Here is a 22353-nt window from a genome sequence, read left to right as displayed (position 1 = left end):
GAGGATCGTGCCATGGACGTCACTCGGCAGGAAGAGCGAGGCTTCCTGACCGGCCGCGTGCTGATATCGGATATCGAACCGTCCGCGTCGCAACGCGTGATCGCCCTGTGGATGTGCATCCTGCTGGTGACGGCATGCATCGCCTCCCTTCCCTTCCGGCACGTGCAGCTTGTACAGTCTCCCCAGTTCGTCCTGGTCCTTGACGCCGTGCTGTTCATCGTCGACCTCGTGACCGCCGCGCTGCTATATGCGCATTTTGCCGTCACAGGCTCCCGCCCCCTTCTTGTCCTGGCAACCGGCTACCTTTTTACCTCCTTCATCATCGTCGCGCATGGCCTGACGTTTCCCGGCGGCTTCACCCCGGATGGCCTTCTGGGAGCGACGGTCCAGAGCAGCAACTACCTGCAGATCTTCTGGCGGGCAGGCCTGCCGGTCGCGGCCGTAGCCTATGCGCTTGCGAGGCGGTTCGATCGCGCCGGAGGTGTCCCAGCGCCGCCCGCGCGATCCATTTTCAGTAGCATCCTGCTAGTTCTCGCCGCCGTCGTGATGCTGACGCTGCTCGTCACTCTGGGAGACCCTCTGCTGCCGAACATCATGGTGGACGCCGGGCGGCGTATCTGGCCGGTCGACGCGCCGATCATCATCCCGCTGGAAATCGCAGCGACCCTGCTCGTCTGGCGAAACGGCCGCTCCGCGCTCGACCTGTGGCTCCTTCTCGTCCTCGTGGCATGGCTTGTCGCCAGCATCCTCGTGAGTTTGACCATCTGGCGCTTCAGCCTCGTCTGGTACGAGAGCCGGGCCGTAGGCCTGCTGGCGGCGTCGCTGGTTCTCGTCGGCCTTCTCGTGGAAACGACCTCGCTTTACGGGCGCCTCGCGCTGCTTGCGATGCAGCGGGAACACGAGCGGCAGTCGCGGCTCCACCATGTCGACGCCGTCCTATCTGTCGCGGCGCACGAGCTCAACCAGCCGCTCTCCGCGATCGCGCTAAACGCAAGCACGGCTAAGAGCGAGATCAGCCGCGACGTGCCCGACCTCGTGCTTCTTCGTGAAATCTTCAACGACGTCTCGGAAGACGCGGCGCGGGCATCGCGGACGCTTTCCGGGCTGAGGCAGACCTTCGGTCGGACGGCGCAGGAGCGTGTGCTCTTCGATCTCAGGCAGGTTGCCGCCGAGACCTTCCGGCTCCTGAATGCAAAGTTTAGCGAGTGGCCGATCACGGCGGAGCTTGCCGTCCCGGACCGGCCTCATGTCGTGTCAGGCAACCCCGCCCAGATCCAACAGGTCCTGGTGAACCTGATCTCGAACGCAGCGGAGTCGATGGCCGCAACGCGAGGAAAGAGGCTCTGGGTCTGGGTTGGGCGGGTGGCCGACGAAGTGGTGGTGCAGGTGCGCGACGAGGGGTCGGGCGTGGATCCTGCGGTGGGAGACGGCGTCTTCGACCCGTTCGTCAGCTCGAAGGGGCGGCAGGGCGGACTGGGTCTGCCGATATGCAGGGCGATCGTCGAAACGCATGGCGGGCGGATCTGGTACGAGTCCGCCGCTGGCGGAGGAGCGATCTTCTCGTTCTCGCTTCCGCTGGCGTCGGGAGCTTCGACATGAGCGGCACGACCGTAGTCTATCTGGTCGACGACGACGCCTCGTTTCTGCGGGCGCTCGAGCGGTTCCTGAGATCGAACGGCTACGACTGCCTCGCCTTCGCGTCGCCGGACGAGTTCCTGCTCGCGCACGAGCCGGATCGGCCCGGCTGCGCGGTAATTGACCTGACAATGCCCGGTATGGACGGGATGCATCTTCAGAGTCTCCTGAAGCAGGTCGGACGTCCGCTGCTGTTCGTGTCCGGGAACGGCGATCTGCCGGTCGGGGTACAGGCAATGAAGCAGGGCGCGATCGACTTCCTGACGAAGCCGGTCGACAAGGAGGCCCTGCTTCTGGCGGTGGACGAAGCGCTGCGTCGTGACCTGGCCGCGAGGACCGACCGGGAGAAGCACGGCGACGCTCTCGCGAAGATCGCCTCGCTCACCCCGCGCGAGCTTCAGGTGTTCGACCTCGTGGTTGCCGGCCGACTGAACAAGCAGATCGCCTACGAGCTCGGCATCTCGGAGAAGACGGTCAAGCTCCACCGTGGGCGGATGATGACCAAGCTCGGCGTCCGCTCAGTCACCGATCTCGTCAGGCTACGGGAACTGCTTCCCTCCTAGTTCGACAGCCACTGGACCAAGGGCCATCTGGTTCGGCAGCGGACGCCCCGCTACCGTCGGCGCACAACACGGAGAACCCGATGCTCATCGCCATCGTCGACGACGACGCTTCCTTCCGCAGCGCCTTCGCACGGGCGCTCGGCGCCTGCAGCATCGACACCGCATCCTTCGCCTCCGGAGAAGAATTCCTGCTCTCGCTCGACGGCGATCGGCCGGACGCCGTCGCTCTCGATCTGAACATGCCGGGAATGGACGGCGTCGCCGTGCTCCGCGGCATGAAGGCCGCGGGAGTAGACGTTCCGGTCGTAGCCATGACCGCGGATGCAGGATCGCACCTGGAGCGCAGGGCGATCATGCAGGGGGCGTTAGCCTGCCTGCACAAGCCCTTCTCCGCCGACGAGGCCTTGACGGTACTCGGGCCAGTTCTCCGGTAAGGTGGACCAAGGTCCAGCTAGGTCGTCGCGTCGGCGCGGTTCAATGTGCGGCAACGCACCGACCGACGGAGACTACAACCGTGGAACAGACCAATGTCACCACCGGCGTTCCGGCCGCGGACGCGATGGCCGAACTGGAACGAATCCTGGGCGACCCCGCCTTCGACGCGACCGAGAAGCAGCGCAGCCTGCTGAGGTATCTTTGCGAAAAGACGTTGGCAGGCTGGGATGAAGCGCGCGTGGCTCTTGGCGCAGCCGTGGAGGTGTTCGGCCGCCCTGCTTCCGCCATCGCCGACGACGACCCGATCGTCAGGATAGAGACTGCCCGCCTGCGCGTGCGTTTGGCGCAGTTCTACGCGCTGAACGGGTGGGAGGGCACGCTTATAGAACTCCCAAGGACTCGGCCACTACCGATATTTACCCCAGGCGAAAGTGCGTCATTGAGCTCTGGCAAGTGTAAGGTCTCCCGGCCGGTCAGGCGTCCAGGACAGGACGCATGAAGCTCCGCTCGTAGCTGATAATGATCCGGTTGCGCCTGTCGAGCTCGTAGGCGGCGACGCACTCCGGATCCACCGCCATCCGCGACCTATAGTCCTCGTAGGCGGCGAGGCTTGGAAAGCTGAAGAGTGCCAGTTCGATGTTGCTGGCCCCCTCGCTCGGCAGGAAGTAGCCGTGGTGTGTTCCGCCCATGCGGTTGACGATCGGAATCCACAGCCGCGCGTACTCCTCGAATTCAGGCACCTTGTGCGGGTCGATGACGTATCTCAGGTAGCAGGTGATCATTTGTTCTCTCATATCTGATGGGGTAGGCCGGCAGAAAGGGCTGCCGGACGTCAGCGAAGTCGCATTTCCCACGTCTCCCAGTTCTTGTCCAACCGTCCTCCACGCGAGGTGTAGAACTTCTTGGCGTCGTGGTTGTCAGGGAGGGCTGTCCAGCGGAGGATGGATGCCCCACGCGCGGACGCGTGCTCGGCAACTCGGTCGAATAGAGACGCGCCGACGCCGCTCCCCCGCGCCGCCTCGACGACGAACAGCTCCTTCAGTACGACGACCGGCCTCATGTCGAAGGGCCATGGGATCTCGTAGTGCACGGCCAACCCGACGAGCGCATCGTCCAGTTGCGCCACGAACGCTCCAAAGCTAGGCCGCTCGCCGAAGCCATGGCGGACAAGATCGTTTTCTGTCACATGCAGGGCGGCCGCATATCCTTCGAACTCTGCGAGCTGGCGCATCAGCGCGAGCGCCTGCGAGACGTCCGACCGCTGAAGCGGTCGGACCGAGATTTCCCTTTTCTGCACCTCAAGCGGCCTCGTCTCCGGCGTCCGTCGAGGAGACGAAGTCGAACCCCCTCGTCTTGCCACCCCGTGATGCCGCCGATCATGATTTTCACCGGACGCCCCAGCCGCGCGAGCTTCAGCGCTGCCTGGTCGGCGCCGTTGCAGTGCGGGCCGGCGCAGTAGACGACGAAGAGGGTCTCCTTCGGCCACTCCGCCATCCGGTCTTCCGTCATTTCGTGATGAGGCAGGTGGACCGCGCCGGGGAGGTGCCGGCACGCGAACGTCTGCGACGAGCCGACTACGTGAAGAAGCACGAAGTCGGCTTCTCCCGACGCCTGGGAGTGGGCGACGTCGGCGCAGTCGGTCTCGACCGAAAGACGTCTGAGAAAGTGTTCGGCCGCGACCTTGGACGAGGCGGCAGGATATTCGGTTACAAGGCTCATCTACGTGTAGACCATACCGACAAGACAGCGACGCTTGCAGATGGCGGAACCGCCATGTATGCGCAAGATCATGCCAAACGCACTCGCCCTTCCCACCGATGCAGAACATCTCGTCGTCGCCCTCGCATACGACGGCCTGTGCACGTTCGAATTCGGGCTTGCTGTCGAAGTGTTCGGACTTCCACGTCCCGAGATGGGCGCTAACTGGTACCGGTTCGCCGTAGCGGGCGTCGAAGGAGGCGAGCTGCGTGCGACGGGAGGCGTGCGTCTCGTCGTCGACGGCGGCATGGAGCTTCTGCAGCAAGCGGACACCATCATCGTGCCGGGGTGGCGCGGAGCCGACGAAGCCGTGCCGCGCACCCTATGCGACGCCCTGGCGACAGCACACCGGCGGGGCGCGCGCGTGCTCTCTATCTGCTCCGGCGTCTTCGTGCTGGCAGCGGCGGGCCTTCTGGACGGCAAGCGTGCCACGACCCACTGGCGGTATACCGACAGGCTGCGAACGAGCCACCCCGGCATAGAGGTCACACCGGACGTTCTCTATGTCGACGAAGGATCTGTTTTGACCTCTGCAGGCAGCGCGGCAGGACTCGACCTGTGCCTGCATCTGATCCGGCGCGACTTCGGTGCGGCCGCGGCGAACATGGTCGCCCGTCGTCTGGTAGTGCCACCTCATCGCGACGGAGGCCAGACCCAGTTCATCGCGCAGGCGGTTCCAGTGCTGTACGAGAGCGATCGTCTTGGGCCGCTCATAGACGACGTGCGGGCTAGTCTCAACAAAGAGCACACGGTCGCCACCCTCGCGAAGCGGGCCGGGATGAGCGAGAGAACCTTTCTCAGACGCTTCGAGGCGGCGACCGGCATGACGCCCGCGAAATGGCTACTGACAGAGCGCCTGTCCCGCGCGAGGGATCTTCTCGAGAACTCCACACTGACGGTGGAACAGGTTGCACAGCAGACCGGTTTCAATTCCACCGCCACGATCAGGCACCACTTCCGAAACCAGCTATTCACGACGCCGGCGTCGTACCGGAAGGCTTTCGCGAGGCAGGCAGGCCGAAGCTAGGCTGGCGCAACCCCTAGCCTGCGGACGCTGCCGCCCCAGATCCTCCGCGCCACGTCAGGAGGATCCTCGATCTTACGATCGCGGCACGCCCCGAGGAGCGAACGGTATATAGCGGCATGCTACACTTCGTTTAGGCGCTCAATGCGGATCTTTGTTTTGCCAGACCGTTAACATCCGCCGCCACCGCGAATCCTTTGCTTCCGATCGAATTTTATCAATCCGCTTACCGGCCCTGAAAGATCCCCTGTCGTTTGGAGGTCCCGAAAGGGGACATCGGACATGGCTGACATCGATCCAAAGGCGCAGGCGCTTTCTGCCGTGATGAGGCGGATCACGGAACAGCAGCAGCAGATGACCAACAAAGTTCTGCAGATGGCGGCCGAGATCGAGAGGCTGACGGACGTCGTCCCGGCCCTGGAGGCAAAGGCCTTCCTCAAGGCCCGATGCAATCTGCCTGCCGCCGAGATGTCCACGTACCTGGGATTCGCGAAGACGTTGAAGGGATCCGAGGATGTCCTGCGAGAGGCGCGAGCGTCGTTTCCCGTCCTGAAGGCGCTCGTTGCCGCCGACGAGGATTCGAGGCGCGAAGTCATCGAGCGGATGCAGATCGGCGCCCGGATCGACACGAAAGACGTCTCCGTTATCATAAGGCGGCTGGCCAGCGCCAGGCTGACGCCGGCGGAGGCCTTGTCAGTTGCAAACAGGAAGGCCGTGGCAGCAGCCGTAGATCGCCGGGCAAAGACGGCGATTGCGTCCTTCGAGGATCGCACCACTGATGACGCCACCGGGAAGTTGCTACATCTGCGCTTTGCCGGATCCGAGAACACATTCGACTACCTGCACGCGACCAAGGCCTATTTGCAGCAATGGGGTAAACCGCTGGCCTTTTATAGCGACAAGCACGGCGTGTTTCGCTCTACGCACGTCTCGGAGAAAGATCGCGCCAGTGGGCTGACGCAGTTTGGACGCGCGCTCTATGAGCTGAACTTCGACATTATCTGCGCCAACACCCCACAGGCTAAGGGCCGGGTTGAAAGGGCTAACCAGACCCTGCAGGATCGATTAGTGAAGGAGCTGCGGCTTCGTGGTATCGACACAATAGACGCTGCCAACGATTATGCGCAGGAATCCATTATCGATTTCAACGCTCGTTTCGGTAAACCACCACGTAATCCGAAAGACATGCACCGTCCCCTCGCCGCCCATGAGAACCTCGACAGTGCCATGTGCCGCAAGGAGGTCCGCACGCTCTCGCAATCCCTGACGTTGCGCTATGACAAGGTGATATTCATTCTCGATCCGACGGAACGGGCAACATCACTGGCGGGTCAAAAAGTCATCGTATGCGATTATCCGGACGGCCGTCTGGAGATCATGCACGAGAGTTTCAACCTGTCCTACAGAACCTTCGACACGGTTCGCTCGGTTCACCGGTCGCCTGTGGTTGAGAACAAACGACTGGACGATATGCTGTCGCTGGTCGCTCAGATGCAGGAAGGCCGCGATTTACAACGGAGCAAACGTGGCCCGCGCCGAACCGGACAGGTCAACAGCATGTTTGAGATCCCGGACGGCAGCCAGAGTAATGGATACCAAAAGCGCGGCCGCAAGCCAGGACGACGGACGGATTTCATGAACGATCCGGAAGTGATTGCGAAACGACAGAAGGCTCTCGCTCGAATGGAGGCGGCCGAATAAGGGCCGCACTTGGCGCAAAGCTCCGTTGACGGCTGAAGAAGCTAAAGCCGAGGGGTGTTCCATCACCCGCCCCCCTCCCTACCCTTGCAACCCGGCCCAGCCGGTCCGGTCGGGGGCTGGCCGTCAGAGCAATAAGGCGGTCAGTGTCGCATTTCTAACGGGCCAGCGGCGTCGCATCTCTAATCGGCTTTGACAGTTATAACGTAACGTTAGCCAGCCGTGGTCTTCATCGCACACTGTTGCCATGTGACATTAACCCAATGTCCCTGCAAATCGCTCTGGCCACCTTTCGCATTCAAAGACCTCGCCGATGAAATCAACAAACACTCGGGTTTTAGTGGGCAGCAAGGTCCGATTTGCATAGTAAATCGAAATCGGACCGGCGTCCGCGTACCATGCAGGTATCAACCGAATGAGTTCCCCGTTCTCCAGATACGGCAATGCGTCCGGTTTCGCGATCATGGCTACGCCAAGCCCCAGAACCGCAGCCGACCGCATTGCTGCCGGATCGTTGACCACGATCCTTTCCTTTAGCGCCGCCGCCTGCTCTTCACCTGCGACGTTCCGCATCTGCCATTGTCGAATTCGACCTGTCCGCAATGAACGCATGACGACCCCGTCCAGATTAGTCAGGCCGGATGGGTCATGAGGCGGAACGCGGTCCTGCATGTATGACGGTGAGGCAACCGCGATGATGTGGGCCGAGGCAAGGGTTTTCGCGATGATGCCCGGTTTCAGCTCAAATCCGCCACCGATCGCCGCGTCGTATCCCTCGGCGATGAGGTCAACCTGCCGATTCTCGAACATCCATTCCGGCCTGATCAAGGGGTATCGGCTCATAAATTCGGGCAGTTTGGGGAGAATATACTCAATTCCGAATGTCGGGCTCATGCTGAGTCTCAGCACGCCTGCCGGTTCGGCCTGTTCGTTGGATGCCTCGGCAATCGCACCTTGAAGGCTCTCCAGGTGACCACGGACCGAATGGAGGAAGCGCTCACCCGCCTCCGTAAGCATAAGACTTCCGTGCTGCGTTGGAAAAGCCGAAGCTTCAGGTTGGATTCGAGGGTGGCGACGTTCCTGCTGACCGCTGCTGGCGTTAAACCCAGCCTGCGTGCGGCGGATGAGAAGCTGCCGAGCTCCGCGCTACGCACGAAGGACTCAAGATTTGCCAGCGTTTCCATGAGTTATCTTTCAATGATCGCTTGAAATTAATAACCGCCAATTGCCTCTAATCAAAGGGAAATAAGAGAGCGATATTCACTCCATCGAAACCAAGCAACGGAGTGATCGCAATGGTCAACATCTCTTTGAAACTGTCCGGCAAGTCTGCTCTCGTAACGGGCGGCTCCCGTTCTATCGGCGCAGCCATCGCAAAGCGCCTCGCGGCCGATGGAGCCGCCGTCGCCATCACCTACAGCGCCTCGCCCGAAAAGGCAGCCGCTGTCGTGAAGGAAATCGAAAACGCAGGCGGTCGTGCCATCGCCATCCATGCCGACTCCGGAAATCCTGAATCAGTGCGGGCTGCCGTGGCAAAGACCGAGGAAACGTTCGGTTCGATCGACATCCTCGTCAACAATGCCGGCATCGCACTTGGCGGTCCGATCGAGGACATCAAGTTCGAAGACTATGAGCGCATGATTGCGGTCAACGTGACTGGTGTATTCGTCGGCACGCAGGAGGTTGCACGTCGTATGAAATCGGGCGGTCGCATCATTCACATCGGCTCGTCTATGGTCCGCTACGCAGCGTTTCCGACAGCCTCTCTCTACACGCTGACGAAGGGAGCTGTCGCCGGCTTCAACCGTAGTCTTGTGCGAGATCTCGGCCCCAAGGGCATCACCGTGAACACCGTGCACCCTGGCCCGACCGACACCGACATGAACCCGGATGGAGGTCCTGTCTCGAAGATCGTCGGCCCCGGCATGGCCATCGGACGCTACGGCAAGGACCATGAGGTCGCCAGCGTCGTGGCCTATCCACGCCGCGCAAATGCCTCGGCTATCGAACGCCGGCGGAAGTCTTCCGAAAGAAACTGCTCGCGCAGATGCGGCATGCCGGTTAGCTTGAAACACCCTGCAAGTCGCGCTTCGGCATGAACTCACACGCCATTTAGTAATGCGACATTTGGGCCGGATAGAAATGCGACACTCTCCTCGCACAACGCTGGTCAATGTCAACGTTGGGAGCAAGGATGCGACGATGCTCAGCCTGACTTCAGTCAGGAACGATCGGAGTTGCCATGCCCTTTTTGATCACCATGTCGCAGAAAGAATTGCATCGCCTCGAAGTCATTCAGAAGATTCATGGTCGGCGCCTGAATGTCGTCCGCGCAACATCGAGCCCATGGGCGACGATCTCATCCACGGCCGCGCGCAAAATCATTTCCCTCGTTCGTTCCGGGTATCTCCGCACGCTGATGGTTTGGTCATTCATGACACAGCCTCACCGCATCACATATTGGCGTAAGCCGGCCCCTCGCCGCCCTGCGGCGGCACCCAGTTGATGTTCTGGTTTGGGTCCTTGATGTCGCTCTTGGAAGGTCGCCGCACCGGAGCGAAGTGAGAGGATAACCAGAGTGAAAGGGTTGGAGCAGGCACGCACGCCACGCGCCCACACGGCCCGGATCAGCGGGATGCTGCCGAAAAACAGACGGGCTTAGGAGCTCTTTTTGTTGATAGGGATATATCCACTGGTGGGTGCGATTAAGGTCGTGGACCCGCGCGGAACATTGACAGTGGCCGGGTGCTTTGGAACTTGCCCCAAGTCCATGTCAGAGCGACACAGGTCAACTGGCTCTACACGCGCCACCCGCGCGTCCATCGGATGGCTTGATGCTCCAGGATGCGGAGAACGGAAGGTAAAGACCAGAGCGGCGAATGGCACCGCCCCTCTGCCACATTGAAGGTCACTGTGCTGATCCTTTCATGAGACGAAGGCATGATGGTGCTGGATACCGCCGCCCTGACCCGCGCAACCAAATCGTTCGGACCTTTGACGCCAACGACCGTTACGGCCGCGAGAGTATCGCCAGGACACTGGGTCGGTTTGGCAGTTGTCGGGTTGCCAGGCCTCGCAGCGGAGCAACCACGGACAATGCTATCCCTTTCCGACGCAGAGCCAAGACCCCGGCGGCTTTGGTCGCCGGGGATTTCTGAGATTGCAAGTGCTCAGCCCCGCAATTGAAGATCGGCATAAACCTCTTCGATCCTCGCGGCCTCCTCATCGGTGAGCGCAGCGAACTCCCTGTCTCTCGCACGCTTTGACAGCCTTCCATCGTTCTGGCGCAGGAACCGAAACAGAAGGTCGAGCAACCGATCCGGCATGTCGATCAAGCTCTGGACCTCTGTCTTGAACGCATCATAGATTCGCAGGAACGAGGTCTCGGCCGGCAAATCGACGTCGATGGTGCGGGCGACGCATTCAAACAGGAACTCCGCCTGCGGCGTCAGGTCGAGATAGCGGTAGAAATCGGCGGTGTCGTTCAAGACCTCGACATTGCCACGATCAGTCGCCTGCCAGCGGATATGCGGCAGAAGACGGCGCGAATAGCTTTCGAGTACGGTCCGATAGGCGTCGATGCGAGCAAGGATGACGGCCGACACCGGAAAGACCAGGCCCGGCGGATTGAAGCCACGCTCGGCAAGGACATGATGGATCAGATAACGATGCAGTCGCCCGTTGCCGTCCTCGAACGGATGGATGTAGACGAAGCCGAAGGCGAGGATGGCGGCGGCGAGGACCGGATCGAGCCGGTGCGCGGCGCCGCGATCGAAGGCGATCAGCCCATCGACCAGTGACGGAAGATCGTCGTGGCGGGCGTCGACATGATCGGGGATCGGCGCGCCGGTCAGGCGGTCGTGTTCACCGATGAAGCCGCCCTCCTCCCGCAGTCCGAGATGGACGAAACGCGCGTCGCCGATGACGATGCGTTGCAACCGTTCGAGCTCGGCGCGGTCGATCGGCCGGCGGCCGGCTTCGCCGATCACCTGTCCCCAACGCTGGATGCGATCCTGTGGTGGATCTTCTCCCTCTATCTGGAAGCTCGAACGCGAATCCTTGAGCAGCAGGAAGGCGGCAGTGCGCGCCAGAAGATCGACCGGCACTTCGGCGACGAGCCGTCGTGCCTTGTCGCCGAGGCCGCGCGCGACGAAGGCCTCGAGTGCGGGCGTGCGAAAGATCAGCGGGCAGAAGGCGGGCGTGCCGGGGAGGTTGTTCTTCACGCGGTGGCGCGTCGAAGTCGTCCCCTCAACCGCCCATTGTTGCTCAGGATCGACGGTCAGGGCGTAGCTGCCCTGGGTCGCATCGGGCAGATCGAGCCGCGTATCGAGCAGCCATTCGTAGAGGAACCAGAGCCTGCGCGCATAGGCGCCGGTCGGCGCTGCGCGGACGATGGCCGCGATCGGCTCCGGGCCGGTTTCGCGGAACAACGCCTTCAGGACTGCAAGATCCAACCCCTCGTAGCGGAGTGCAAATGTAAGGTGGCCGGCGAGATTGTCATCCGGCCGGTGGCGCGGGGTGTAGAGGCTCCAGCCCTCGGTCTGGTAGACCTTGTGACGTGGTCCGATGGCCGACAGGTTGATCGGCACGGGCACGGACAAGCTCCAGGCATCGATCAGGGCGGCATAGCCGACCGGAACGGCGGCTTCCGGCAGCCAGCGCCCGTGAAAAACGCTTGCCTCTCCTGAAAATGACTTCTTCTGCCCCGGCTCCATGAATTTTGATACCTAGCCCTGAAATCGACCTCAGGACAGACATTCTCATGAAATCCGATAACTCACAATGAATTTCGATTCATAATCTTAGATTGGCGTGAAAATCGATTCCAGGCCAAGAATACGGATGGCGCTTACGCGCCACCCATCTCGAAGCGATTGACCGGGATGCCGAGCTTCTTGGCTTTGTCGGCGAGGTTGTCCTGGATACCGGTGCCCGGCCAGACGATGACGCCGATCGGCAGAATGTCGAGCATGGCGTCATTGCGCTTGAAGGGAGCTGCCTTGGCATGCTGCGCCTGCTGCGGCGGTGGCTATTCGGCGATCTGGGCTACCTTGATAGGCTGCTCGACGGCACGCAACAAGGGCACCTGCGACAACCGCGTCAAATCCGGCGCGACCAGCTGGAGACCCCCGCGCTTACGCGCTGCGCACCCGGATGCTCGATCCCAACATCTTCGCCGAGTTCTGCGATGCGTATAGGCAGGAAATGAATCGCCTGCGTACGGACGCGCGCCAACATCAATGCTGCCGAGGCCGAGGTCGAGCGGATCGATCGCGAGGAGCAGCGCCTGATGAATCTCTATCTGGAGGAGGCGATCACGCTCGATGCCGTGACGGAACGCGGCAGCCAGCTGAAGACACGTAAGGCTGAACTCAAGGATTTCCTGGCGCCACTCCCGCTTCCCACAGAACATTCCGTGAGATGTCGAAAATCTAATCTAACTAGTTGGTTACTTCATGTCAATTTTGTCCCGGAAGTTGACTTGTGATGCCAGATCGCGTCGCCGACGATATCGGATGCGCCGGAGTCCAGTTCCTCAATTGACGAAAATCCTGTTGCTTGCCTCTATGTCTGCTGCTGATCCGACTACATTGCGAGCCTCACTTATAATCAGGAAGATATTGGCTTTGCAACGCAACGCCGTTTTGGCACAGTTTGACGGGTGGTAGCGACCGGCAGCATGGACGGTTTGGGATCTTTTCAGGATCGCTGCTGAGGCTTGTCGGGCAGAGCTTCCGATAAGACATGATGGGCTGGTCAAAGGTGTACCGTTACTTCTGAAGGCGCTGGGGCGATCGGCACGCCAAGAGCGATGCCAGCGTTGCTGGCTAGGATTTGGATGGGGCCGGGCGTTTCTTCGATCGTAGCGACTCCGACGTGGCCGGGGGGCGGATCGCCCAATCAGCGAATGGCAATGGCGCGGGCACCGGTCGGTCAGTACAGCCTTGCTGGCGCATCGCCGGAACCGACGCGCTGAAAGCGAGTTTGACCGGGAGTATAATCGGCAAGCCTAATGTTATATCTCACCGCAATACTCATCCCGCGAACCACTAGAGACAGCCGCATCGTTCCAACGAAAAGGTTCGGTGGCATAGCCGTTCATGGCCTAGGCTAAAAGCCGAGGAAGAACGGCATGAAGCTGAAGCAGACGGAGGCCATGGTTGACGAACTCGATCGCGGCGGATGGGCGCAGTATCGCGAAAGTCGTGCCACGCTGCTCTACCATGAGGAAATCGTCATGCGCACAATATCCTTCGAACGACCGTACCACCAGCGGAGGCAAATATGATCATCGGATATCACGCGTCTCACGAGCAATTCGCACCCCATGAGTTGCTGTCCTTCATCAAGCTGGCAGAGCAAGCTGGCTTCAATGCCGTCATGACCTCCGATCACATTAACCCGTGGAGTGGGCGACAGGGGAACTCGGGAAACAACTGGGCGTGGCTGGGGGCTGCCATGGCCGTCACGACCTTGCCCTTTGGCAGCCTCGCCATTCCTGGTGGTTTGCGCTATCACCCGGTTACTCTTGCGCATCTGATTGCCACCCTCTCGGAAATGTTTCCAGACCGGCTACGCTGGGTCGCCGTCGGAAGCGGTGAAGCCTTGAATGAACATGTCGTGGGAAAAGGCTGGCCGGACAAACATGAACGCAATCTGCGTCTGCAGGCCGGCGCCGACATCATGCGAAGGCTGCTCAGGGGAGAGACGGTGTCCCGCGTCCTGCCATGGTTTTCAGCTGACGACGCAAGGCTTTGGTCGCTTCCAGTGCGGCCTCCCGCTCTCTTCGGCGCCGCACTCTCCGCGCAGACAGCTGCTTGGATGGGTGACTGGACAGACGGTCTGCTGACGGTTCGCAAGCCCCAGGAGGAGCTGGTCCACGTCTTCGACCAGTATAGGTCAAGGGGCGGCTCGGACAAACCGCTCGCACTCCAGTTGCAGCTAAGCTGGGGAGCCACAAGGGACGAAGCCCGTATCGCCGCCTGGGATCAATGGCGAACGGCAGCAGCGCCAGCGGACCGTCTGGCAAACCTTGCAAGCCCGGCTGCTTTCGACAGCGCGACGCGCGAAATTCTCCCGGAGGAGATGGACCGGTTTGTTCCTCTGGTCACAGAAGCTGGTGACGTCCTTCGGCTCATCGACGAGTGTCGTTCATGCGGCGTCGGAGAACTCTACATTCACAACGTCTCCCGCGACCAGGCGGGCTTTATTCGATTCATGGGGCGCGAGGTATTGCCAGCAGTCGCCGCGACGTCACCAACGTGACGCCTCGATGCACCGAACTTGACTGATTGAAAGGATATTTTGCTCATGGACAGCGGTCTTCTGGTTGGCTATCTCGCCTCGATATGCTCCGTGACGAGCTTCATTCCCCAAGTCTGGAAGGCGGTGAGGTCCGGGGACACTGCGGCGATTTCGGCGCCTATGTACATATTGACCGTAACCGGATTTGCGCTTTGGGCAGCGTTCGGCTTCCTCCGCGGCGAATGGCCAATCATTTTAACGAACTCGATCTGCTTCTGCCTGTCGGGGATCGTCCTGTTCCTGAAGCTCCGGGAGTGTCGCCGGCCGGAATAAGCACGTCACGTCGTTCAGAAAGTGACGTGGCGGAAACCAGATCGCATTTTTTTGGCCGTCAAAGCGGGCTATATCCGCTCGGACTTGCTTTCGCCGGTCCGCGAACGTCCCGCGATTACCAGGGCCACGGCGCTGCAAATCGCTCCGGACAGGAGATAAAGGCCGATAAAGGCTATCCCGAAGCGCGTCGCAAGGTAGAAAGCTGCTGCCGGCGCAAAGCCGGCGCCGATCAGCCAGGCGAGATCGGAGGTCAGGGCAGAGCCGGTGTAACGCAGCCTCGTGCTAAAATTGTCAGCAATAGAGCCCGATGCTTGCCCGAAGAAAAATCCCATCAGAGCAAAAGCGGAAAGCAGGAAGGAATACTGACCGGTTCGTCCGACGTCGATGAGAAACGGTGCGGAAAGACTGAAAAGCGCGGTCAAGATTGCGCACAGCATCAGGTGCCCGCGCCGTCCAATCCGGTCCGCGACGTAGCCGGAGGCGACGATTGCAACCGTACAGAAGGCTGCACCGACGACCTGCATCGCCAGCATCTCACCCGTCTGCTCGCCTCTAACGAGAGCGATCCAAGCGAGGGGAAATATGGTGACAAGGTGAAAAAGAGCGAAGCTGCCGAGCGGCACGAAGGCGCCAAGCAGGACATGTTTCTTATGCCGACCCAGAACCGCGCCCACTGGCTGTGCGGTCAATTCTTTCTGCCGCAACAACTCCCCAAATTCCCGTGTAGCGACCAACCTGAGGCGGGCGAAGAGCGCCACAACGTTGATGGCGAAGGCTACAAAAAACGGGTAGCGCCATCCCCAGCTGACGAAGTCTTCATGCGGTAGCGTCGTGTAAAAGTAGCCGAACAGAACACTCGCGAGCGCGAAACCGAGCGGCGCACCAAGTTGCGGCACCATCGCGTAGCGGCCGCGAACCTCCGGTGCAGCGTTGAGAGCCAGAAGGGACGCAAGACCATCCCAGGCGCCGCCCCACGCAAAACCCTGACCGAGGCGGAAGAGCATGAGCAGCGCAAGCGAGGAGGTTCCTGCAGTCTCGTACGAAGGGAGAAAAGCAAGCGCGATGGTTGATCCGCCGAGAAGAAACAGCGCCACCGTCAGTTTCACGCCGCGCCCGTAGCGCCTGTCGACACTCATAAAGACGAGAGAGCCGACTGGCCTCGCTACGAAAGCCAGCGAGAATACGAGGAATGCATAAAGTTGCGCTTTCACCGGATTCGGTTCGAAGGAAAAAACCAGTCGTGGAAAGACGAGGATCGAGGCCAGCCCATATACAAAGAAGTCAAAAAACTCGGCCGTGCGCCCAATAATCACGCCAATCGCGATATTATCGGGAGACAAAGGCTTATCGTCATGGATGTGGCGAGCGTCGCTCTCCAGACCTGACGTGTTGGCGGCACCCGCAAAATCGCTCTCCATCGTCGTCCACGCATCCTCTGTTCTGACGGCGTCTAACCATCTTCAACGCTCCTTGTTCCTGCTGCCGGCACTTTCTCGGGAACCCGACAACGATTATCAGGTTCGGGCCGCGATCGAACGCATTCGTATGCGGGCGTGCCTTTCGAAAGCGGGCGGGACAGCATGACCAGATTTTTCAAGTTTCTCGCGACGATCGCTGTGACGGGTTTCCTTTCAGGCTGCAACCTCGTCGTCATGCAGCCGTCTGGCGATATTGCGCGCCAGCAGCGTGATCTCATTGTTGTCTCGACGCTGCTCATGCTGCTCATCATCCTACCGGTCATCTTCCTGACGCTCTTCTTCGCTTGGAAGTACCGGGAGTCGAACACCGACGCCAGCTACCGTCCGGACTGGCATCATTCCACGCGACTTGAGGTGCTGATCTGGTCGGCACCGCTAGCAATCATAATTGCCCTTGGCGCTGTCACCTGGGCGAGCACCCACCAGCTCGACCCCTACCGTCCGCTTGCGCGGCTTGATGCCGCCCGCCAGCTTCCGCCAAACGAGAAGGTCATGACCGTCCAGGTGGTAGCGCTGGACTGGAAGTGGCTGTTTTTCTATCCGGAGCTTGGAATCGCGACAGTAAATGAACTCGCTGCGCCTGTGGACGTCCCGATCAGTTTCAAACTGACTGCATCCTCCGTTATGAACACCTTTTACGTGCCGGCCCTTGCCGGTATGATCTATACGATGCCGGGCATGCAGACCCGGTTACACGCCGTAATCAATCGCGAAGGCAGCTTCGACGGCTTCTCGGCGAACTATAGCGGCGACGGCTTCTCGCGCATGCGCTTCACCTTTCTCGGTATGCGGCGCGATGGTTTCGATGCCTGGGTCGAAAAGGTGCGACAGCAAGGAAAGTCGCTAGACCGTGCCACCTACCTCGAACTCGAGAGGCCCAGTAAACGCGATCCCGTTCGCTATTTCGGCGTCGTTGAGAAGGGCCTTTACGATCGCATCCTCAATCTGTGCGTTGCAGAGGGCAAGATCTGCATGAACGAAGTCATGCACCGCGACTTGCACGGCCCCGGTGAAGCACCTGCGGTCGACAAATCTCAACTGGAATACGACAACCGTCACAGCTCGTCGGGTCGCCCCGGCGCGACCTTTCCTGCCAGCGGCAAACCGGCGCACAGCCATGACGAAATTCGGCGTGAAGGCCCGTCGGCCACTCATGCTCCGGCCGAGCCGTCCGAACCTGGTAGCGGTCACCGTCAGCCCCAGACTACGTCCCCGCCCACAGAACAAGGTGATTGAACATGTCTGATCTTTCCGGCCTCCTCTTCGGACGGCTCAGTCTGGAGGCGATTCCGTACCACGAGCCGATCCTGCTTGTGACTTTCGCCGCGGTTGCGATCGGCGGCTTGGCGCTCCTTGGGCTCGTCACCTATTTCCGCATGTGGGGTTACCTCTGGAGCGAATGGTTCACCACTATTGACCACAAGAAGATCGGCATCATGTATGTCATCCTCGCCCTGATCATGCTCTTGCGTGGTTTTGCCGACGCGGTGATGATGCGAGCTCAGCAGGCAATTGCGTTCGGCGAAAACGAGGGCTATCTGCCTCCGCATCATTTCGACCAGATATTCACGGCCCATGGCGTTATCATGATCTTTTTCATGGCCATGCCGTTTATCACGGGTCTGATGAACTTTGTCATCCCGCTTCAGATTGGCGCACGTGATGTGGCCTTTCCATTCCTAAACAACCTCTCGTTCTGGATGACAGTCGCTGGCGCGGTCCTCATAATGAGCTCGCTTTTTGTCGGCGAGTTCGCGCGCACCGGCTGGCTTGCCTATCCCCGCTCTCAGGCATCGATTACAGCCCGGGTGTCGGGGTCGATTACTATCTGTGGGCATTGCAGATTGCCGGTGTCGGGACGACGCTTTCGGGCATCAACCTCCTCACGACGATCATAAAAATGCGGGCACCGGGCATGTCTATGATGAAGATGCCGATTTTCACGTGGACCTCGTTCTGCACCAACATCCTAATCATCGCAACATTTCCTATCCTCACCGCCACCCTCGCGCTTTTGACACTTGATCGCTACGCGGGTACCCACTTTTTTACGAACGACCTCGGTGGCAACCCGATGATGTATGTGAACCTCATCTGGATATGGGGCCATCCCGAGGTGTACATTCTTATTCTTCCTGCCTTTGGAATATTTTCAGAAGTCGTATCAACTTTCTGCGGCAAGCGGCTCTTTGGGTACGCTTCCATGGTCTATGCCACGGTTGTCATCACCATCCTGTCCTATCTGGTCTGGCTGCATCACTTCTTCACCATGGGGTCCGGCGCAAGTGTGAATGCTTTTTTCGGTATTACCACCATGATCATCTCCATCCCGACCGGCGCCAAAATCTTCAACTGGCTTTTCACCATTTACCAGGGAAGAATTCGCTTCGAAGTGCCCATGATGTGGACCGTCGGCTTCATGGTTACGTTCGTTATCGGCGGAATGACCGGCGTAATGCTGGCAATTCCCCCCGCCGATTTCGTGTTGCATAATTCTCTTTTCCTCGTCGCGCATTTCCACAATGTGATCATCGGTGGGGTCGTTTTCGGCCTGCTCGCCGGGACTGTCTACTGGTTTCCCAAAGCCTTCGGTTTCCGTCTGGATCCGTTCTGGGGTAAGGTGTCTTTCTGGTGCTGGCTTGTAGGCTTCTATCTCGCCTTCATGCCGCTTTATGTGCTCGGCCTGATGGGCGTAACGCGGCGATTGGCGCAGATCGACGACCCGTCCTTGCAGATTTGGTTTGTGATTGCTGCAGTCGGTGCGGCTGTCATCGCCTGCGGAATCCTATCCTTCATCATCCAGTTGATCGTGAGCTTTATGCGGCGCGAGGAACTGCGGGACACGACGGGGGACCCATGGAACGGGCGAACTTTGGAATGGGCGACGGCATCACCGCCCCCCAGCTACAATTTCGCCTTTACGCCTGTCGTCCATGAACTCGACAGTTGGTATGACATGAAACGTATGGGCGAGTCGTTTCCGGCCGAGGGCTTCCGCGCCATACACATGCCCCGGAACACGGCAACGGGTATTTACATTAGTGGCCTGAGCGTAATCTTCGGATTTGCGACCGTCTGGTACATGTGGTGGCTTTCTGCACTTGCATTCGCCGGCATCCTCATCGTCACCATAGCTCATACCTTCAATTACGACCGTCACTACTACCTTTCACAGGAAGAGGTTGCACAAACCGAGGCCCGCATTCGTGCATGGCTGCATCGAGGTGTATCATGACGAACCGGCCGGATTTCAGGGACAAACGCGCTTACTTCATGATTGAGGACCATCATCCGGAAGACGGAACGTTTCTGGGCTTCTGGGTCTACCTCATGAGCGACAGCCTGATTTTCGCCGTGCTTTTTGCAACGCACGCGGTGCTTGGCCAAAACTACGCGGCGGGCCCGACACCGGCCGAACTTTTCTCGCTTCCCCTTGTGGCCGTCAACACCGGCCTGCTTCTTCTTTCATCTCTCACCTACGGCTACGCCATGATCGCCGCGGTGGAGAAAAACAAGAGGCAGGCCATGCGGTTGTTGGCGCTGACGGGAGTTCTCGGCGCTGCTTTTCTAACCCTCGAACTGTTCGAATTTACCGAGCTGATTGCAGAAGGCGCGGGGCCCAGCCGGAGCGGTTTCCTGTCATCCTTCTTCGCCCTCGTCGGCACCCACGGCCTCCACGTAACCTTCGGCATTATCTGGATCACGGTCCTTATATCGCAGATTAGCAGGCATGGTCTCACCCCGGACAATCATCGGCGGCTGGTCTGCCTTTCTCTATTCTGGCATTTCCTGGACATCATCTGGATCGGCGTTTTCACCTTTGTTTACCTGCTGGGAGTTACCTCATGAGCGCGCCACACAACGAGGCTACGTCGTCTCAGGCCAGCCGAAGAACACATCAGCATGGTTTTCTCCTATCTGCGATCCTAACGGTGGTACCATTTTGGCTTGTCTTGAGTGGAGGACTGGCAAGCAGGGCTCTGACTGCGCTGGTCCTGGTTCTTTTCGCTGTAGTCCAGATTATCGTTCATATGGTCTGTTTTCTGCACATGGATGTTCGCACCGAAAAGGGATGGGTGGCGCTTTCCCTGATATTTACGTTGGTCGTCTTGTTGATCAGCGTCGCGGGTTCGCTCTGGATCATGTATCATCTCAACGCGAACATGATGCAAATGGATCCCGGCGCAGCGCGGAACATGCCGTGACCCAATCCGCTGCCGTCATGTTGCTTGCTTGAGCCGCCACACGAACGCAGCCGGGCGTTTTAGTGGAACAAGTCACTCGTTGCGTTGTTCGGCTGGGAATTCACCGACGCGGGTTCTCGTCGTCACGCCTCCAAGCAGGCACAGAGGAATACATGCCACCGACCACGAAAGAACCGCCTGGCAGCACGGCTGGCTGTGCATCGATATCAGCGACACGATCACAGAGGCGACGCATTGTCATCATCGGCGCTGGCTTTGGCGGTCTCGCCTGCGCCCGAGGGCTTGGCAAAGCGGATGTGGATGTCGTGGTCATTGACCGTCGAAATCATAATCTGTTCCAGCCTTTGCTTTATCAAGTTGCGACTGCGGCATTGTCTCCAGCTGACATTTCGGAACCTGTTCGACGAACGCTTGGTCGTTATCCGAATACAAGAGTCGTAATGGCGCAGGTGACCGGTATAGATACTGTCGGGAAGCGTGTCACAATGGAGGGGACCGCTTCCATTCCATATGACCAGCTAGTGATAGCGACGGGATCCAAATATAATTACTTCGGCAAGGACCACTGGCAGAATGTCGCGCCTGGGCTGAAGACGGTACATGAAGCCCGTCAGATCCGCCACCGACTTCTCCTCGCGTTTGAACAGGCCGAACTCGCCAAAGACGATGGCACCAAACGGGCGCTGCTCACGAGCGTCATCATTGGCGGCGGCCCGACCGGAATGGAAATGGCTGGCGCCATATCGGAGCTGGGCCGGTTCATGGTTGCTCGCGATTTTCGCGATCTTGGTCCGGAACACTTGCGCGTCGTCTTGATCGAGGCAGGTCCCCGCCTACTGGCAGCTTTTCCTGAAACGCTCTCGAACTACGCAAAGGAGCACCTTTCATCTATCGGCGTCGAAGTCAGGACCGGCCAGCGCGTGGCCGACGTCGCCGACGGTTATGTCATTGTCAATGGCGAGCGCCTAGAAACAGGATGTATCGTCTGGGGCGCAGGGGTCAAAGCGTCATCCGCCCATCGGTGGCTTGGACTGGAAAACCCGCCAGGGGGGCGGATACCAGTGGGAGAGCACCTGAATGTAACAGGCTTTGCGCAAATCTACGCCCTAGGGGACACCGCGCTCGCGTTAGGCACGGACGGAAAACCACTCCCCGCGCTGGCACAGGTTGCAAAGCAGCAGGGTGAATATCTTGGACGTCTGCTTTCAAAGTATGCGACTGTGCCGGCAACGGCGCCGCCTTTCCGGTTTCGCAATCGTGGCAACACCGCAGTGATCGGACGACACGCCGCGGTTTTCGATTTCGGACGATGGCAAATGAAGGGGCGGCTCGCCATGGGCGGTCATCCACGTCTATCTGCTGATAAATTTCGAAAAGCGCGTGCTTGTCAGTGTGCAATGGATCTGGCGCTACATCACGCGACAACGGGGAGCGAGACTCATTGATGAAGATAAAGGGCAGTCCGCGGAAAAGATTTCTTCCGCACCTGTGGGCAATTAGTGAACATGCGGTCCCTGGCGGCAGCTGAGGCGGATGTCTTGTCTTCAACCTCAGTGCGACAGAGCGTCAGAGACGATGCCTAGTACCATCGAGAGCTCGAGGATGCCGCCGACCACGAACAGTGCAGAGGTTACGATCTCGGAGTATCGCCGTCTTGGCCTTGGCGGCGGCTCCGCGAAATATCGCGGAAAGGAACTTCTTGGACTGCCTGTCGGCGAGCTGAACAAAATCCGTGGCGCGAAAGTCACCATGATCTTCCAGGAGCCGATGACCTCGCTCGATCCTCTTTACCGGATCGGTGCGCAGATTGCTGAGCCGATCATTCACCACCGCGGTGGCAGTAAAAAGGAGGCGCGCGCACGCGTTCTCGAACTGCTGAGGCTAGTCGGAATTCCGGAGCCCGAGCGGCGTATAGACAGCTATCCTCACGAGCTTTCCGGTGGTCAGCGCCAGCGCGTCATGATCGCCATGGCGCTCGC

General features: G+C 59.7%; 20 protein-coding genes and 5 pseudogenes. 17 read left to right on the top strand and 8 right to left on the bottom strand.

What is annotated here, in order from left to right; genetic code table 11:
• Positions 1–12: 12 nt before the first annotated feature.
• From BLU28_RS25300 to BLU28_RS25285, 4 genes are all read left to right on the top strand, one after another.
• Positions 13–1599 (top strand): ATP-binding protein, encoded by a 1587-nt coding sequence (locus BLU28_RS25300; protein WP_077986891.1) that lies wholly within the window; start codon positions 13–15, stop codon positions 1597–1599.
• Positions 1596–2198 carry a response regulator transcription factor gene (locus BLU28_RS25295; protein WP_006698991.1) on the top strand — a complete coding sequence of 201 codons (603 nt, stop codon included), beginning with the start codon at positions 1596–1598 and terminating at the stop codon, positions 2196–2198. Before BLU28_RS25300 ends, BLU28_RS25295 begins: the two co-directional genes overlap by 4 nt.
• A gap of 80 nt (positions 2199–2278) precedes the next feature.
• Positions 2279–2632 carry a response regulator gene (locus tag BLU28_RS25290; RefSeq protein ID WP_006698990.1) on the top strand — a complete coding sequence of 118 codons (354 nt, stop codon included), beginning with the start codon at positions 2279–2281 and terminating at the stop codon, positions 2630–2632.
• An 80-nt stretch (positions 2633–2712) separates the two neighbouring features.
• On the top strand, positions 2713–3132 hold the full coding sequence (locus tag BLU28_RS25285) for a hypothetical protein (protein WP_006698989.1): 420 nt from the start codon (positions 2713–2715) through the stop codon (positions 3130–3132).
• Here BLU28_RS25285 and BLU28_RS25280 read toward each other — a convergent pair.
• From BLU28_RS25280 to BLU28_RS25270, 3 genes are read right to left on the bottom strand one after another with little or no spacing between them, the layout of a single operon-like run.
• Positions 3107–3415, bottom strand: a complete 309-nt coding sequence (locus tag BLU28_RS25280; protein WP_006698988.1) for an NIPSNAP family protein — start codon at positions 3413–3415, stop codon at positions 3107–3109. The genes BLU28_RS25285 and BLU28_RS25280 overlap by 26 nt on opposite strands.
• A gap of 50 nt (positions 3416–3465) precedes the next feature.
• Positions 3466–3864, bottom strand: coding sequence for a GNAT family N-acetyltransferase (locus tag BLU28_RS25275; protein ID WP_077986890.1), 399 nt, complete (start codon positions 3862–3864; stop codon positions 3466–3468).
• Positions 3864–4352: a rhodanese-like domain-containing protein gene (locus BLU28_RS25270; RefSeq protein WP_077986889.1), complete on the bottom strand. Its 489-nt coding sequence runs from the start codon at positions 4350–4352 to the stop codon at positions 3864–3866. The genes BLU28_RS25275 and BLU28_RS25270 overlap by 1 nt, the downstream gene beginning before the upstream one ends.
• A 58-nt stretch (positions 4353–4410) precedes the next feature.
• Between BLU28_RS25270 and ftrA the strand changes: the two genes are divergently transcribed.
• Together ftrA and BLU28_RS25260 are read left to right on the top strand one after the other, a co-directional pair.
• Positions 4411–5418, top strand: a complete 1008-nt coding sequence (gene ftrA, locus BLU28_RS25265; RefSeq protein ID WP_077986888.1) for a transcriptional regulator FtrA — start codon at positions 4411–4413, stop codon at positions 5416–5418.
• A gap of 774 nt (positions 5419–6192) precedes the next feature.
• Positions 6193–7116: pseudogene (locus BLU28_RS25260) on the top strand (ISNCY family transposase); the annotation flags it as partial.
• Between the two features lie 252 nt (positions 7117–7368).
• Here BLU28_RS25260 and BLU28_RS25255 read toward each other — a convergent pair.
• A pseudogene (locus BLU28_RS25255) lies at positions 7369–8297 on the bottom strand (LysR family transcriptional regulator).
• A 111-nt stretch (positions 8298–8408) separates the two neighbouring features.
• Here BLU28_RS25255 and BLU28_RS25250 point away from each other — a divergent pair.
• Positions 8409–9212, top strand: a complete 804-nt coding sequence (locus tag BLU28_RS25250) for an SDR family NAD(P)-dependent oxidoreductase (protein ID WP_139190438.1) — start codon at positions 8409–8411, stop codon at positions 9210–9212.
• Between the two features lie 354 nt (positions 9213–9566).
• On the opposite strand, the pseudogene BLU28_RS26915 reads toward BLU28_RS25250, so the two are convergent.
• The 3 genes and pseudogenes from BLU28_RS26915 to BLU28_RS26800 form a co-directional block, all read right to left on the bottom strand.
• Positions 9567–9644: pseudogene (locus BLU28_RS26915) on the bottom strand (4Fe-4S dicluster domain-containing protein); the annotation flags it as partial.
• Positions 9645–10283: 639 nt separating this feature from the next.
• Entirely contained in the window at positions 10284–11828 is a 1545-nt protein-coding gene (locus BLU28_RS25240; protein WP_045535484.1) for a Fic family protein, read from the bottom strand.
• A 134-nt stretch (positions 11829–11962) separates the two neighbouring features.
• Positions 11963–12085, bottom strand: a complete 123-nt coding sequence (locus tag BLU28_RS26800; RefSeq protein WP_267889675.1) for a hypothetical protein — start codon at positions 12083–12085, stop codon at positions 11963–11965.
• A gap of 318 nt (positions 12086–12403) precedes the next feature.
• Here BLU28_RS26800 and BLU28_RS26175 point away from each other — a divergent pair, with 318 nt between their 5' ends.
• From BLU28_RS26175 to BLU28_RS25225, 4 genes are all read left to right on the top strand, one after another.
• The gene (locus tag BLU28_RS26175; protein ID WP_128636323.1) at positions 12404–12601 is read left to right on the top strand and encodes a hypothetical protein; all 198 of its coding nucleotides are present in this window, start codon (positions 12404–12406) and stop codon (positions 12599–12601) included.
• Between the two features lie 645 nt (positions 12602–13246).
• Positions 13247–13402 carry a hypothetical protein gene (locus tag BLU28_RS26470; RefSeq protein WP_175477742.1) on the top strand — a complete coding sequence of 52 codons (156 nt, stop codon included), beginning with the start codon at positions 13247–13249 and terminating at the stop codon, positions 13400–13402.
• Entirely contained in the window at positions 13399–14379 is a 981-nt protein-coding gene (locus BLU28_RS25230; RefSeq protein ID WP_077986887.1) for a TIGR03885 family FMN-dependent LLM class oxidoreductase, read from the top strand. Before BLU28_RS26470 ends, BLU28_RS25230 begins: the two co-directional genes overlap by 4 nt.
• Positions 14380–14424: 45 nt before the next feature.
• The gene (locus BLU28_RS25225; protein WP_077986886.1) at positions 14425–14691 is read left to right on the top strand and encodes a SemiSWEET family sugar transporter; all 267 of its coding nucleotides are present in this window, start codon (positions 14425–14427) and stop codon (positions 14689–14691) included.
• 68 nt (positions 14692–14759) lie between these two features.
• Here BLU28_RS25225 and BLU28_RS25220 read toward each other — a convergent pair whose 3' ends face one another.
• The gene (locus BLU28_RS25220; RefSeq protein ID WP_077986885.1) at positions 14760–16109 is read right to left on the bottom strand and encodes an MFS transporter; all 1350 of its coding nucleotides are present in this window, start codon (positions 16107–16109) and stop codon (positions 14760–14762) included.
• 162 nt (positions 16110–16271) lie between these two features.
• Here BLU28_RS25220 and cyoA point away from each other — a divergent pair, with 162 nt between their 5' ends.
• From cyoA to BLU28_RS25185, 6 genes and pseudogenes are all read left to right on the top strand, one after another.
• Positions 16272–17405: a ubiquinol oxidase subunit II gene (cyoA, locus tag BLU28_RS25215; RefSeq protein ID WP_077986884.1), complete on the top strand. Its 1134-nt coding sequence runs from the start codon at positions 16272–16274 to the stop codon at positions 17403–17405.
• 2 nt (positions 17406–17407) lie between these two features.
• A pseudogene (gene cyoB, locus BLU28_RS25210) lies at positions 17408–19404 on the top strand (cytochrome o ubiquinol oxidase subunit I).
• Positions 19401–20018 (top strand): cytochrome o ubiquinol oxidase subunit III, encoded by a 618-nt coding sequence (gene cyoC / locus BLU28_RS25205; RefSeq protein WP_077986883.1) that lies wholly within the window; start codon positions 19401–19403, stop codon positions 20016–20018. Before cyoB ends, cyoC begins: the two are co-directional and overlap by 4 nt.
• Positions 20015–20374, top strand: a complete 360-nt coding sequence (gene cyoD / locus BLU28_RS25200; RefSeq protein WP_077986882.1) for a cytochrome o ubiquinol oxidase subunit IV — start codon at positions 20015–20017, stop codon at positions 20372–20374. Before cyoC ends, cyoD begins: the two co-directional genes overlap by 4 nt.
• 152 nt (positions 20375–20526) lie before the next feature.
• Entirely contained in the window at positions 20527–21819 is a 1293-nt protein-coding gene (locus tag BLU28_RS25195; RefSeq protein ID WP_234794456.1) for an NAD(P)/FAD-dependent oxidoreductase, read from the top strand.
• A 223-nt stretch (positions 21820–22042) separates the two neighbouring features.
• A pseudogene (locus BLU28_RS25185) lies at positions 22043–22353 on the top strand (ATP-binding cassette domain-containing protein); the annotation flags it as partial.

The organism is Agrobacterium pusense, assembly GCF_900102105.1.
Classification (GTDB): Bacteria; Pseudomonadota; Alphaproteobacteria; order Rhizobiales; family Rhizobiaceae; genus Agrobacterium; species Agrobacterium pusense.
The sequence above is the reverse complement of the archived record's forward strand: the minus strand, read 5'-3'. Positions and strand labels throughout refer to the sequence as shown.